Annotated in this window: 11 protein-coding genes; all 11 read right to left on the reverse strand. The window is 37.0% G+C overall.

All coding sequences use genetic code 11. From position 1 onward, the window contains the following. Nucleotides 1-25: 25 nt before the first annotated feature. The 11 genes from DUT69_RS17130 to DUT69_RS17180 all read right to left on the reverse strand — a co-directional run bounded on the left by DUT69_RS17130 (nucleotide 26) and on the right by DUT69_RS17180 (nucleotide 14,198). On the reverse strand, nucleotides 26-616 hold the full coding sequence (locus DUT69_RS17130) for a cytochrome c oxidase subunit 3 (protein WP_113654479.1): 591 nt from the start codon (nucleotides 614-616) through the stop codon (nucleotides 26-28). 10 nt (nucleotides 617-626) lie between these two features. After that, complete coding sequence (cyoE, locus tag DUT69_RS17135) at nucleotides 627-1,532, reverse strand: heme o synthase (protein ID WP_113654480.1); 906 nt, start codon at nucleotides 1,530-1,532, stop codon at nucleotides 627-629. Nucleotides 1,533-1,542: 10 nt separating this feature from the next. Further along, nucleotides 1,543-2,604 (reverse strand): COX15/CtaA family protein, encoded by a 1,062-nt coding sequence (locus tag DUT69_RS17140; protein ID WP_113654481.1) that lies wholly within the window; start codon nucleotides 2,602-2,604, stop codon nucleotides 1,543-1,545. A gap of 94 nt (nucleotides 2,605-2,698) precedes the next feature. Further along, nucleotides 2,699-4,588 (reverse strand): cytochrome c oxidase subunit I, encoded by a 1,890-nt coding sequence (locus DUT69_RS17145; RefSeq protein WP_205314297.1) that lies wholly within the window; start codon nucleotides 4,586-4,588, stop codon nucleotides 2,699-2,701. A gap of 21 nt (nucleotides 4,589-4,609) precedes the next feature. Then, complete coding sequence (locus tag DUT69_RS17150) at nucleotides 4,610-5,845, reverse strand: cytochrome c oxidase subunit II (RefSeq protein ID WP_113654483.1); 1,236 nt, start codon at nucleotides 5,843-5,845, stop codon at nucleotides 4,610-4,612. 56 nt (nucleotides 5,846-5,901) lie between these two features. After that, nucleotides 5,902-7,125 carry a quinol:cytochrome C oxidoreductase gene (locus DUT69_RS17155; RefSeq protein ID WP_113654484.1) on the reverse strand — a complete coding sequence of 408 codons (1,224 nt, stop codon included), beginning with the start codon at nucleotides 7,123-7,125 and terminating at the stop codon, nucleotides 5,902-5,904. A 14-nt stretch (nucleotides 7,126-7,139) separates the two neighbouring features. Further along, nucleotides 7,140-7,748: a c-type cytochrome gene (locus tag DUT69_RS17160; RefSeq protein ID WP_113654485.1), complete on the reverse strand. Its 609-nt coding sequence runs from the start codon at nucleotides 7,746-7,748 to the stop codon at nucleotides 7,140-7,142. After that, entirely contained in the window at nucleotides 7,720-8,256 is a 537-nt protein-coding gene (locus tag DUT69_RS17165) for a DUF3341 domain-containing protein (RefSeq protein ID WP_113654486.1), read from the reverse strand. The genes DUT69_RS17160 and DUT69_RS17165 overlap by 29 nt, the downstream gene beginning before the upstream one ends. 2 nt (nucleotides 8,257-8,258) lie before the next feature. Next, the gene (gene nrfD / locus DUT69_RS17170; RefSeq protein ID WP_113654487.1) at nucleotides 8,259-9,731 is read right to left on the reverse strand and encodes an NrfD/PsrC family molybdoenzyme membrane anchor subunit; all 1,473 of its coding nucleotides are present in this window, start codon (nucleotides 9,729-9,731) and stop codon (nucleotides 8,259-8,261) included. A 23-nt stretch (nucleotides 9,732-9,754) separates the two neighbouring features. After that, complete coding sequence (locus tag DUT69_RS17175) at nucleotides 9,755-12,862, reverse strand: TAT-variant-translocated molybdopterin oxidoreductase (protein ID WP_113654488.1); 3,108 nt, start codon at nucleotides 12,860-12,862, stop codon at nucleotides 9,755-9,757. A gap of 49 nt (nucleotides 12,863-12,911) precedes the next feature. Then, nucleotides 12,912-14,198, reverse strand: coding sequence for a c-type cytochrome (locus tag DUT69_RS17180; protein ID WP_113654489.1), 1,287 nt, complete (start codon nucleotides 14,196-14,198; stop codon nucleotides 12,912-12,914). Nucleotides 14,199-14,432 lie beyond the last annotated feature (234 nt).

A 14,432-nucleotide genomic window follows, 5' to 3' on the forward strand; every position in this document is an offset into this window, starting at 1 on the left:
ATAGTATAATAGTTTGTTAAAAAATCTAACTGTTCAAAAGTAAAAAAACATACAGATATATCCATAATATATCTATAAAATGCCAAAAAATAGAAGTAATTTCTTGACGATAAACCGCTTTCTCTTGGGATACTTGCTTATAAGAACTATAAACACTGCTCAATATAAAACAAAGGCCGCCAATTATGTGCAATAAGTGAAATCCAGAAAGGATATAAATCATTGAAATTGCTGCATTGTTATTAATTAAAGCTGCCCCCGTGGTATAAAGACTTGTCCAACCCTGAAACTGTAAATAACCGAATACAACACCCAGAGCAAGTGTTATCCATAAAAACATACGTTGCTGACTTCTATTCTCGTTTCTTAAAGCTTTAGAAGCTAAAAACAAGCAAACGCTACTTAATAGCAATACCACAGTACTGTACATAAAAGCGTCTGGCAAAACCAAACCGTGTCCTTTACCTTTAGAAGCGGCAAAAACGATGTAATAACTTGTCCACCCACCAAACATGATGGTTGATGAAACTACAAATAACCAAACCACAAATTTTTTGGGCTTGGCATCAAATTTCAAATCTTGTTTCAAATCTTCTTGTTGCATTGTATGCACCATATCAAAAATGTTAAACTATTAAATCAAATAATAAGACTAATTGTACCAGAGGGATATAAAAAAACGATGCGAACATCACTTTTCTAGCACTCGCCAGTTCCAAATCAACCATTAACTTATACGCGTACCAACTGAATATTAGTCCAGCTACGAGCGAGAAACCAGCAATGTAATATCCGCCAAAGCCTAAAAATGTTGGTAATAAACTTACGGGTATTAAGATAAGCGTACTTATAAATGTAATTACTGCACTTGTCTTATCTCTCTTTTTTGTAGGTAATAATCTAAATCCGGCTTTTTTATAATCATCATCCAAAACCCACGCAATTGACCAAAAATGAGGAAACTGCCAAACAAACTGGACTAAAAATAAAATAATAGCAATCTGATAATCAACCGGAACATAGCCTATCTCAGATTGACCTCCAATTGCAGCGATGTAACCAATTAGCGGTGGTAATGCACCGGGAATTGCACCAACAAAAACTGCAACGGGCGATTTTTGCTTTAAAGGCGTGTAAGCGAAAGCATAAAGCAATATAGAAAATACCGAGATCAACCCTGTTTCTAGATTTAGCTTGCCTAACAGCCAGGTACCAGCAATACCCATTACCAAACCTAAAACCAAACCTTGTCCAGTTGTCATTCTTCCGGCAGGCATTGGTCTGTCTTTCGTTCTAGACATTAACTTATCTAGATCAACCTCTATAATTTCGTTAAAACAATTTGCTGCACCTGTTACTAAGAACCCACCGACGATTAAAATCAACCAATTTGTCCAATTTATACCTTCAGCAATGCCCCTATCTATTTGTATTTTAGAGCCAATTAAGAAAGTTACAGATGCAGAAAAAACCACTAAAAATGTTAGTCTGAATTTGATTAATTTCGAGAAATCCGCAAAAAAAGCTTTCAATTGATAATGATTAATTTGGTTTATAAGTTGCAGTGCGATACACTAGTAAATACAAGTAATATTGCAAGCTAAATAACAAGCAAGAAAACAGAATATGGATGGCTTGAGCGTAAGGTGGAAGTGCTAAATATGACAGTAAGAAGCCCGAGGCTATCTGAACCAATAGCGTAATCATGATATAATTAGCTGTTGTTAACGGCCAAGCCTTTCCACTAAACCTATCTATCACCATCTTATAAACTACAAAATTACAAACGCCCACAAAAATAGCTAAATCTCTGTGGTAAGAGAACATATCGCCTACTTTACCAACCCAAGTTTCTCTATTATTAAATTCTAATGACTTAGCGATAGAATCTATTGCTTCTCTAACTTCTGTACCCAATACAATCTGTAAAATTGTAACAATAATCGTAAAGCCTAAAAATCCTTTCAGCCAAGCAATGCGATACATAATTACGCTTCTATCTTTATGCAGTTGTTTTGCATAATTGTAAGTATAGATTAGTATCGTCAAAATAACAAGTGCTAGCAACATGTGAACAGTAACCACCCATTGCGTTAAATTGGTAGAAACTACAATAGAACCTAACCAAGCTTGATAACCAACAACGAAAATGTTAAGTATGCTTAAGATGATAATTCGCTTTGCGGTTTTTTTAAAAGCAAATGAAAATACTACCGTGAGTAATAAAAAGATGCCTAAGATTGCACCCGCTAAACGATTAATATATTCTACCCAGGTTTTAGCAGGATTAAATTCTTCCGGAACGGTAATAGACTGATCTTTTCTAATCTTATCTGCCAATTCGGCTTTGCCCATACTTTCCAAGTATTTGGCAAACTTCTCGTTCTTTTTTAATCTGCCCTCTACATATTTCTCTTTGTAGTCGGCAGGCAATTGCGAAACATCCGTAGGTGGAATATACTGATCGAAACATTTAGGCCAATCAGGACAACCCATTCCAGAACCAGTGCTGCGAACAATACCACCAGCTAAAATAACCAGTAGCGTTACAACAATGGCAATGAAATTTATTCTAATAAATCTATTTTCAGATTTAGTATTCATGGATGATAGTCGCTTAAAAAAATAAGGTATCTGTTGAAAGTAAGTTAACTTCAGCAGACACCTTATTTCATATTCTTAAACAGAATAATATCTGCTATTCTGCGTCTTGAACAGGTTTGTTTTTAACATCCCATGCTTTTTGGATTTCTTCTGCTTCAGTGTTTCCTTCAAAGTCATGAGGTAAGTTAGAGCTCATCGTTTCAGAGAAAGGAACGGTTTGAGGAATGAAATCATGTTCAGCACCTGGTTTGCTATAATCATATGGCCAACGGTGAACTGTAGGAATTTCTCCTGGCCAGTTTCCGTGCAAATGCTCAACCGGAGTAGTCCACTCTAAAGTATTTGCTTCCCAAGGATTTTGAGGAGCTTTTTTACCTCTAAAAATTGAGTAGAAGAAGTTCCATAAGAATGCTACTTGCGCTAATGCGGCAATGATTGCAGCCCATGTTACAAATACGTTAACGGTTAACCATTTTTGCATAAACTCAAACTCGGTAAATGCATAGTAACGGCGAGGCACACCATCTAACCCTAAAAAGTGAAGAGGGAAGAATACTAAGTAGGCACAGATGAACGTAAGCCAAAAGTGCAAATATCCTAGTTTAGCACTCATCATTTTACCAAACATTTTAGGGAACCAGTGATAAACACCAGCCAACATACCAAAAATAGCTGCAGAACCCATTACCAAGTGGAAGTGGGCAACAACAAAATAAGTATCATGTAAGTTAATATCTAAAGATGCATTACCTAAGAAAATACCTGTTAAACCACCTGAGATAAAGAATGAAACCAAACCAATAGCAAATAACATTGCTGGTGTAAATCTGATATTACCTCTCCAAAGTGTAGCTAAATAGTTAAATGTTTTTACTGCTGATGGTACCGCAATAATTAAAGTAGTGATCATGAATACACCACCTAATAGCGGATTCATACCAGTTACAAACATATGGTGACCCCATACAATAAATGATAAAATTGTAATACCAATCAAAGAATAGATCATCGCATGGTAACCGAAAATTGGTTTTCTAGAGTTTACCGAAATAACCTCTGATGAAATACCTAAAGCTGGCATAATTACAATATATACCTCTGGGTGACCTAAGAACCAGAATAAGTGTTGCCATAAAATCGGAGAACCACCTTCATTAGGTAAAATCTCTGTTCCGATAACAATATCAGACAAATAAAAACTTGTACCTGCGCTACGGTCGAAAACCAAAAGTACCACACCAGCAACTAATACTGGGAATGATAAAATACCCAAAATTGCAGTTAAGAAGAATGCCCATATAGTTAAAGGCATTTTCCAAAGGTCCATACCTTTTGTACGCATGTTTAAAACTGTACTAACATAGTTGATACCACCCATTAATGATGAAGCAACAAAAAGCACCATACTTACCAACCACAACGTCATACCTAAACCCGAACCAGGAATAGCTTTTGGAATAGATGATAGCGGAGGATAAATTGTCCAACCAGCACTTGCAGGACCAGTTTGTACAAAGAATGAACCCATCATGATAACACATGCCGTAAAGAAGAACCAGTACGAAAGCATGTTTAAGAATGGCGATGCCATATCTCTAGCTCCAATTTGTAAAGGAATAAGTAAGTTACTAAAAGTACCACTTAAACCTGCTGTTAATACAAAGAATACCATTATAGTACCATGTATGGTAACTAGCGCTAGATAAAAATCGGGTCTTATTCTTCCGCCTTCAGCCCATTTACCTAAAAATGTTTCTAAAAGTGGGAAACTTTGATCAGGCCAAGCTAATTGTAACCTGAACAAAATTGATAGTACCATCGCAATAACTGCCATAATAATACCAGTTATTAAAAACTGCTTGGCAATCATTTTATGATCTTGACTAAAAATATACTTAGTTAAGAACGTCTCATGGTGATGACCATGTGAGTGATCGTCATGGTTATCGTGGTGGTGTGTATCTTGTAGTGATATAGTTGACATAATAAGGGTTTTCCAGTATTATTATTTTTTTAATGCTATTTGGTTAGTTTGTGCTACAGTATCTTTTGCAGTAGTATCAGCTACAGCGGGAGCTGCAGTGGTAGGTTCGGCAATTACAGGTAACTTAAACTCTTTTCTTAAATCGTTTGTTAAATAAGTAGTTTGTTTAGCTATCCACTCATCATATTCTGCTTGAGACACAACCCTAACTAGCTTCTGCATGTTATAGTGGTTAGTACCACAAATTTTAGCACATAGTAATAAATAGTTAAACTTCGGATCGTTAGTCTTCACCTTCATTTCCTCTGTGGTAATTGTTGGTGTAAACTCGAAGTAAGAAGTCATACCCGGTACGGTATTTAATTGCACTCTAAAGTGAGGCATATAAAAACTGTGCAAAATATCCTTACTTGTTAAAGTAAAACGAACTGGTTTGTTAACAGGCAACACAATTTCATCAGCTACCTGGTCATCTAAAGTATTTTTATCTGTAAAGTCGATACCTAAAGCATTGATAGAAGTAATCAATTTATAATTTTTCTTACCTACAACACCATCCGCTCCTGGATAACGAATATCCCATTGGAACTGAGAAGAAGTTACTTCTATACTGATAGGCTTGTTGTTAGGATCTTCAATTTTATAAAAAATAGATCTCCAAGTTAAAAAACCATAAAGTACTAAAACCGTTAAAACTAAAGCTGGAATTACAGTCCAAATACGCTCTAAAGCATTGTTGTGTGGATAATAGTATGCTTTTCTTTTACCATTACTTTTGTAGAAATAAGCAAAACACATTAAAACAATGTGCGTTACAATAAACACTATGGTAGTAAGTATCAACGTGATGTTAAACATCTGGTCAATTTTCTTACCATGCTCAGATGCAGCTTCTGGCAAAATCATCTCCCCATGAACTGTATATTCCCAGTAAACACCATATATACCTACAACCAAAAAGGCTGCGAATAATACACCGTTTACAGTATTCCAGTTAATGCCTTCAGGTTTACCCTCTGTTTCGCGTGTTAGCTCGTAAACCTTTAACGCTTTTCCAACTATTGCGATAAACAAACACAACAACAAGAACAACAATACATAGAATAAAGTCGTTTTGTAAATCGCACCCATATCTACAGGCTTAGCTGAAGCGGCAGCGGCTGCTTCTTGAGCAAACGCACTAGTATTTGCAAAAACAGTAAGAATTACTGCTAAAGCCGCCGTTGTTTTATTACTTATTAATTTTTTTAAACTCATTTTCTTAAAATAGTACGATGTACTTTTCTATTAATTTATATGTGTTAGAATCTATCCTACAAATGATGATTTAAACTTTCTTGTAAAAACGGGTGGTTTTTAGCAACCAAAGGTTTTTTACTTAGTGCGCTTAATACTGCAAAGGTAAACAAACCTACGAAACCTAATGCAGTACCTATTTCGATAATACCAAATCCGCTACCGCTTTTAGTGCCAAACTCAAAAATACCTGGCATAATCATTTGGTAGTAATCAACCCAATGGCCACACAATACTACTATTGATACGGTTAACAAAATAGTTTCACTTCTCTTGTTGTCTCTGTCCATTAACAATAATAATGGGGTAAGGAAGTTAAGTACTAAGTTCAAGTAGAACCAGAACTCGTAACCGTTAAAACGTTTGTAGAAATAAACAGTTTCCTCAGACATGTTAGCATAGTAGATTAGCAAAAATTGAGCGAACCATACATATGTCCAAAAGATAGAGAAACCGAATATAAACTGTCCAAGGTTATGTAAATGGCTATTGTTAACCCAGCTCATGTAACCAGCTCTTCTCAATAGAATAATGATCACAGCAATAGCCGCTAAACAACTTACCCACATTGCAGCAAAGTTATACCAACCAAACATAGTTGAGAACCAGTGTGCTTCTAACGACATAATTGTATCGAAAGCAAAAATTGGTGTAGTAAAGCCATAAATTACTAAGAATATACAAGCGTTTTTAAAGCTCTTACGATAGTAATTTAAACCACCTTGCAAATCTTCGTTATAAGACCATTGGCCAAATTTAACTGCGAAGAAGCTGTAAATACCTAAAAATACTACTTGGCGACCCATAAAAAATGGGATATTCAAGAATGCAGATTTACCTGCAATTAATTTATCATATTTTGGTCCGTTCTCTACCAATAACTCTGGATCAGCCCAATGGTGATATAAATTATGTGTAAATAAACCTAAACCGATTACAACCAATAAGATTACAACCGCAATTGGCAATACTCTGGCCATTGCTTGTGGTACACGTAAAATAGAAGCAGACCAACCTGCTTGTGCTACATATTGAACGGCTAAAAAGAAAGCCCCAGACATACATACACATGCGAAATAGTATGCCATTAGTAACAAGTTAGCAAAAGTACGCTCTTGAGCGCCACTAAAGAAACCGTAAGCAATTGCACCGATACCTAAAACGATACCTACAATACTTAAAGTTTTTGCCTTCCCTGTAAACTCAAATTGTTCACTTAAATTATAATGATGAGTTCCCATTTATATCTGTTTTCTTATTGTACTTTTTGTAATTGTTGAACATACATTACCACTTTCCATCTTTCGTCTGGCGTAAGTTGCGATGCGTGAGATCCCATTGCATTTAAACCGTACACAATTGTGTGATAAATTTTACCAGCAGGCATAGTTGCCATTGCACCACCTCTAGATGATACAGCATCTGCGCCGTGATAAGCTGGAACACCAGAGATACCTTTATCTAGTTTAACGATATGGCCTTGACCATCTCCTTTTTCGCCGTGGCAAGGTGCACAAAACACGGTGTAAAAGTGTTTACCTTCCACTAGGTTTTTCTCTGTTAACTGTAATGGGTTAACTAATGCTGCAGAAGCTTCGTAACCTTCTTTAGTGTTAGCATATTCGTATTTTACAAAACCAATCGGGTCTGTATTTGCTGGTGGAGTTTGTGCAGTTGCACCGTTCGCAAAATTTTTGTTTGGCTGATCTTGATTGTAAGCAATTGGATCATACATATTTCTTGCGTACTCTAAACCAGTACTTCTTTTGTCTCTACAAGCTGAAAGCATAACTACAGCTGTTAGCATTAAAAATGCTGCGTAAACTATAGATTTCTTATTCATAGCTAATATACTTCCTTTCATTATGCTTAACTTCTAAAGCGCCCGCACCTTTTAATAGTTCGTCAATTTTAGTGTGATCTGTATTTTCCTTCGCATCAACTGCAATGATAAAACGATCATCTGTAGCTCTAAGATCCATCACCCTTGGCGCTCTTCCTGGGAAAAGGTGGGTTGATGCGTAGTAAGATCCTACTAGACCAAAAGCACAAAACAAAATCGTTAACTCGAATGTAATTGGAATAAAATCTGGTAAAGCAAAGTGGGTTTTACCACCAATGTTTACTGGCCAGTCTACCGCAGTAGCTAAGTAAACACCTGTTAACATGGTAATTGTTCCGGTGATACCGAAAAAGAACGCTGCTATGTCTAACCTAGATCTTTTAACCCCTAATTTTGCTTCGATGCCGTGGATAGGCATAGGCGTATAAACATCATGTATTTTGATGTTGTTCTCCTGTAACTTTTCGATGCCATGCATCATTTCGTCAGGATCGCCAAAACTGCCTAAAATATATTTGATATTACTCATTGTTATATTTTTGCGTATTCTTCTTGTTTAACACTATCAAACTTTTCTAAAGACTCTACATATTCTGCAACTTGTTCTTTATCCAAGTGACCTTCTTTGATCAATTCTAATTTAGCTTGCTCACTAGCACCTTTCAATAATAATTTAACCTCTGCTATCGCGATTGATGGCAACACTCTTAAGAATAATAAGAATAAGGTAAAGAATACACCGATAGAGCCTACAAACACACCAACGTCAACCCATGATGGTGTAAACATTGTCCAACTTGATGGTAAATAATCGCGGTGTAACGAGGTAACGATAATTACGAAACGCTCAAACCACATACCGATGTTTACTACGATTGACAAAATCCAAGTGGCTGCAATGCTTGTACGAATTTTCTTAAACCATAACAGTTGAGGAGAAATTACGTTACAAGTCATCATCATCCAATATGCCCACCAGTAAGGTCCGGTAGCACGGTTAATGAAAGCATATTGCTCATATTCAGAACCCGAATACCAAGCGATGAAGAACTCAGTTAAATAAGCCACACCTACAATTGATCCTGTTAAGATAATAATCTTATTCATCGATTCGATGTGGAACATAGTGATGTAGTTTTCCAGACCCAATACCTTACGTACAACCAATAATAAGGTTAATACCATCGCGAAGCCTGAGAAAATTGCTCCAGCAACGAAGTACGGAGGAAAGATCGTGGTATGCCATCCCGGAATTACCGAAGTTGCAAAGTCCATTGATACAATGGTGTGTACAGAAAGTACAAGTGGTGTAGAGATACCTGCTAAAATTAATGATACCGCCTCGAAACGTTGCCAAGTTTTTACGTTACCGTTCCATCCGAAAGAAAGAACCGTATAAACTTTTTTACGCATACCTGCTGCTCTATCTCTAATTGTTGCAATATCTGGTAATAAACCTGTGTACCAAAATAATAATGATACAGAGAAATAAGTAGAGATTGCAAACATATCCCAAACTAATGGAGAGTTAAAGTTTACCCAAAGTGAACCAAATTGATTTGGTAGAGGTAATACCCAATAAGCTAACCAAGGACGCCCCATGTGAGAAACAACATACGTTGCTGCACAAATTACGGCGAAAATTGTCATCGCCTCTGCGGAACGGTTAATAGAGTTACGCCAATTCTGACGGAAGAGTAATAATACTGCCGAAATCAGTGTTCCAGCGTGACCAATACCTACCCACCATACGAAACCGGTGATATCCCAAGCCCATCCAACTGTTTTGTTTAAGCCCCAAGCTCCGATACCAAACCAGAACGTGTAACCTACAGAAACTATCCAAAGTGTAGCACCACAAAGTGCTACGATAAATCCGATCCACCAAGCTTTGTTTGGCTTGTTTTCTACCGGTAGTAAAATCTCATCCGTAATTTGCGCATACGTAATGTCTTTACCGGTAATTAATGGTTCTCTTAAAATTGATTCGTTATGTCCTGACATAATTTATATTGCTAAGTATGCGCTTACGCGTGTACTTCTTTAGTTTCTGAATCTATATTTCTAATTTTTGTCATGTAACCGATACCTGGTTCTACGTTGATTTCTTCTAAAACGTAGTAGGTACGCTCGCTACGCAATGCTTTTGAAACCTCCGAGTTTGGATCGTTTTTATCACCGAAGATGATTGCATTTGCAGAACAAGCTTGTTGACAAGCCATTTTAATATCGCCATCTTTTAATGGACGTTTCTCTAATTTGGCAGTTAATTTACCAGCTTGAATACGTTGGATACACATAGAACATTTCTCCATTACACCACGAGAACGTGTAGTAACATCAGGGTTTAGTACTAATTGAGTAAACTCGTTATTTAAGTAGTTATCGAAACGTGAATCATTCCAGTAGTTAAACCAGTTGAAACGACGAACTTTGTATGGACAGTTATTTGCACAGTAACGTGTACCAACGCAACGGTTGTAAGCCATGTGGTTTAAACCATCTGATGAGTGTACTGTTGCCAATACCGGACAAACTGTTTCACAAGGTGCGTGGTCACAGTGTTGACACATCATTGGTTGGTGAACTACAGATACATTGTTCATTTGGTTCTCTTCCAAGTGCGCAATTTCTTTCTCTTTAGTTACCGCGTTTATGCTACTAGCTTCGTGACCGCCATGGCCAGCCTCTGCATGTGCTCCTGGCTCTTGGTTGTAGCTATAGTAGCGATCGATACGTAACCAGTGCATTTCACGACGCTTTCTTACTTCGTCTTTACCTACTACCGGAATGTTATTTTCTACGTTACAAGCTACGATACAAGATCCACAACCAGTACAAGCATTCAAATCGATTGCCATTACCCAGTTGTTACCTACCATTTCATGCTTATCGGTAGTCCACAAATCATAAACTTTATGTTTATGGTGGTTACCAGAACCTGCAGCAGGATCTTTTAAGTAATCTTTTAAAGTTGTTTCGCGAATGATATTTCTACCTTCGAAAGAATAGTGAGTTTGCGTTTGTGCTAACTCTTCTCTACCACCAGTTGCCGAAACAGTAACTGTTGTAGCATATTTTAAAGTACCGTTGCTTACAGTTACAAAAGGGAACGCATTTTTACCTACGTTATCACCTGCTTTACCAACTTTCGTACGTCCATAACCTAAAGCGATAGATGCTGTACCCATTGCTTGACCTGGCTGAACCAAAATTGGCAACTCGATACTATAACCGTTCTCACCTTTTACCGTTAAGATATCAAACTCTTTCAAGCCTAAGTTACTAACTTGTTTTGGCGCAAGGGCGATGTAGTTATCCCAAGTCACTTTAGAAACTGGATCTGGTAACTCTTGTAAGAATGCGTTGTTTGCATGTTTACCATCACGCATCGGAATGCTTTCGTAAACTTGTAATTCTAGAGCATCTTTACCGTTAGCTTTCGCAAATGCTTTGCTACCATTGACAATAGCCGAAGCTACATCGCCTAAAGATAAACCGAAAGTATACGCACCTGCAGTTTTTGCTGTTGCAGTTACTACACCTAATTGCAATACTTCGTTCCAAGTTTTACCAACCGTTGGTAAAATGTTTTTCTCCCAGTTGTTACGCACGTACTGATAGTAATCTTGTACGGCATTATCAGACCAGATTAATAAACTTTGTTCTGCTTGACGAGAGTTGAAAACTGGATTGATGGTTGGCTGTACGATTGAATAATATCCTTCGTAAGTATTTGCATCACCCCAAGATTCTAAATAGTTTGGTGTAATTGCAACGGCATCACAGTTATCAGATGTTTCATCTACTCTATCAGAGAATGAAATTTTTGTTGGCACTTTAGCTAATGCTTCAGCAAATGCTTTACCATTAACCGAATCGTAAACAGGATTACTGTTTAAGAAGAAAATTGCACCAACTTCGTTTCTGTTAATTTCGTTAATTAATTCAGCAAACTCTTGATCGTTACCTTCGTAACGTTTGTTCGGGTTGTCTAAATCAATTGTAGTACCGTAACTACCGATGGCAACGTTTATAGCGTTTACTAAAGTTTGTGTAGCAACATCATTAGAACCTGCAACTACCAAGGCCTTACCTTTGTTCTGCAATAATTCTTTAGCTACTAATTTTAAAGCTTTAGCAGCAGTTGTGTTGTTACCCAAAGTACCACCTGGCAAATTGTTACCGGTAAGTTCGTTATATAAGGTAATTAAAGCCGGACCTTCTTCAGATAATTTTACCGTAATACGAGTATCTGCGTTAGTTCCAGTTAAGCTCATGCCAGCTTCAAATTGGAAGTGGCGAGACATTTTACCTTTTTCTAAAGATTTGTAGTTTCTATTAGATACATACTGAGATGTAAATTCCTCACCGCTAATCCAAGTTCCCAAGAAATCAGCCGCGAAACTTACAATTAAGTCTGCTTTATCAAAATTGTACTTAGGTACCACTGCTTTACCGAAACTATTTCCGTTAGCTTTAATAATACCAGTGTATGAAACTGCATCATACTGTACATTTTTGGTGGTTGGATATTTTGCTGTAAAATCTGCCACCACTGCTTTTGCAGAAGGGCTATTTAAACTAGACGATACAATGCGGATCTTTTTACCAGACGCTTGTACTTTATTTAATTCTCCTTTTACAAATGCATCTAACTCAGTCCAAGTTGTTTCTTCCTTTTTAAGTAAAGGAGATTTTAACTTAGAAACATCATAAAGATCTAAAACCGAAGCTTGTGCTTGAGCATCTGTACCATTGTTAAATACACCTGCATTTGGGTTAGCCTCAATTTTAATCGGGCGACCAACTACTGTTTTAACCAATACACTATTACCATTAAAGGTAGAAGTATAAAAGTTAGGGATACCTGGAACAACCTCTTCTGGACGAACTAAGTAAGGAATTGATTTGTGTACAGGTGCTTTCTGACAAGCGGCTAAAGTAACTGCTCCTAATCCAAAACCTAATGCCTTTAAAAAGTCACGGCGTGGGGTAACGGTACTTAAACCTGCTTCACTTAAAACATCTTCTATTGGAAGTGGCTCTGCAAATTCGTTTTTGTTGTTTTCAACAAAATCGGGAGTGCTGTTGTACTCCTCTAAGCCTTTCCAGTATTTTTTATTGCTTTCCATTTAAGCTATATTACTGTTTATCGAACGTTCTTTTACTAAACTCTATTAATTAATAATGGCACTTACCGCACTCTAAACCACCTAACATGGCTGGAGTAACTTTTTCGCCTTTTTTAATTTTCTCATGCGCTGCTATTACATTCGCATAGAAAGCATCATTTTTCTTGTCAGAAATATCTGCATCTCTATGGCAGTTAATACACCATTTCATGGTTAACGGAGAATATTGGTAAACTTCTTCCATTGTATTAACCGGACCGTGACATGCGAAACAAACTGGCTCTTCTGGTTTTAAACCTTTTTCTTTACGAATAGCCGCCTCGCCAACAACTACGTGCTGAGAGTGGTTAAAGTAAGCGAAATCTGGCAAGTTGTGTACACGTACCCACTCAACAGGTTTTTCTTTTGTTTTATCGTAAGTCTGCTTATCAACATCGTAACCCAAAGCGTTATAGATTTTTTGGATTTCTGGAGATACCTGACCATCTTCTGTTCTAGCTTGTACGTTTTTATGACAGTTCATACAAACGTTAAGCGAAGGAATAGTAGAGTTTTTAGATTTAAATGCTCCAGAGTGACAATACTGGCAATCGATTTGATTGATACCTGCGTGCAACTCGTGAGAGAATTTAATTGGCTGTACCGGCTGATAACCTGTGTGTACACCTGTATCCCACATACCCATCCAACCGAATGAACCAAGTACCACTACCATACATAGTACAGAGAAAAATACAAATTTCTTGTTTTTAAACAGACCTTTAACACCGCTAACAAGAGATACATTGTCTTCTTCTACAATCTCGATACCTTGTTTTTGCAGAATTAAGCGCTCTAACATTTTTACTGCACGGCCTAAAACAACCAATACAACAATAGATAGAATAATGATTGCGATAACACCGGCGATTGAAAGACTTGAAGTACCTTCATCTACTACAGCTGCTCCAACTTCTGCTGCTTTTTTAGGCTCCCCTTCTTTAGCATAAGCGATGATGCTTTTAATTTGCTCATCTGTTAAAGTTGGGAAAGCTGTCATTTCTGAAGCCGAAAATTTTGCAGCTTCAATTGCTTGCGCATTTCCTGATGCTCTTAACGCTACGTTGTTTTTTATCCACGCAACTAAATAAGTTTCATCAAGTGACATTTTTGGCGTTAATGCCGGACCAGTTGCATCATGATCAAGTGCGTGGCAAGAAGCACATTTACCTTTAAATAAAGTTCTGCCTTCTGCTACGTCTTGCGCTTGTGCCCCAGCTACCATTAAAAAAGATAAAGTGGCAATAACAAATGCCGACTTCCATGCTTTCTTAAAAATTAATGAGATATTCCTCATAATGAGTGTTTTATGCTTTTTATTGAAATAAATTTTTGTTCTTTCCGCCGATTAGGCCTTAGCCATGCTTTAAGAATGCAACAAAAGTAAAATTTATTAAGTTACCAATGACATATTAATGACAGTGAAATACAATTTATAATCATTCTAAATTATTGGTTTTTCAGCCCTAGAAGCAAAAAAAACCAACAATTTATAAAATTGTTGATTCTCTTGAACTTAATAGATTTAAAA

Source organism: Pedobacter namyangjuensis, from assembly GCF_003313325.1.
Lineage (GTDB): Bacteria > Bacteroidota > Bacteroidia > Sphingobacteriales > Sphingobacteriaceae > Pedobacter > Pedobacter namyangjuensis.